Raw genomic sequence first — 784 nt, 5'->3', positions numbered from 1 at the left:
GCGGCAGTTTGCCTAGCTCTAGTTCAGGCGTCGCTTGACGGAAGTATGGAACAAAATCTGGTTCGCCACGGACGACGCCACGGTAAGCTTCACAGCTCACTTCCGACAGGACTTCCATCAAGTCGCGCCATTCTTGTTTGGGCTCTGGTGGTGGCAGTAGATTTGCTTCCAAAATGGCGCTTGCATACAAGTTGAAGCTGTTTACCGCAACATCTGGTAGACCCAGTTTAAAGCGGATCATTTCGCCTTGTTCTGTTACGCGTAACCCGCCTTTCAAGCTCTTTGGTGGTTGAGACAGCAGAGCCGCGTGTGCAGGTGCGCCGCCGCGACCAACGGTGCCGCCACGACCATGGAACAGAGTCAGCTCAACACCTTCGTCTTCTGCCACTTTAACTAGAGATTCCATAGCATGGTACTGAGCCCAGCCTGCCGACATGACACCCGCATCTTTTGCTGAATCAGAGTAGCCGATCATGACCATTTGGTGGTTTTGAATAAAGCCACGGTAAAGGTCGATGCTCATTAGCTGCTTAATGACCGACTCTGCATTGTTCAAGTCGTCTAGAGTTTCGAACAAAGGGCAAACATCCATACGGTAAGGGCAGCCCGCTTCTTGCAGTAATAGGTGCACAGCGAGTACGTCTGAGGCGGTACGAGCCATTGAGATGACGTAAGCACCGAACGCTTCGCGCGGTTGCAGAGCGATGATCTTACAGGTGTCTAAAACCTCTTTGACAGGCTCTGATGGTTCCCAATCGCGTGGCAGTAGCGGACGTTTAGACGC

General features: G+C 52.4%; 1 protein-coding gene. It reads right to left on the bottom strand.

Features of this window, described 5'->3' with window-relative positions; all coding sequences use genetic code 11:
* Window positions 1-784 (bottom strand): phosphoenolpyruvate carboxylase (locus tag R8O11_RS26830; protein WP_318194823.1); only part of this gene is annotated, 784 nt, incomplete at both ends.

Source organism: Vibrio sp. 1288, assembly GCF_033344475.1.
This window is presented reverse-complemented; position numbering and strand designations above follow the sequence as displayed.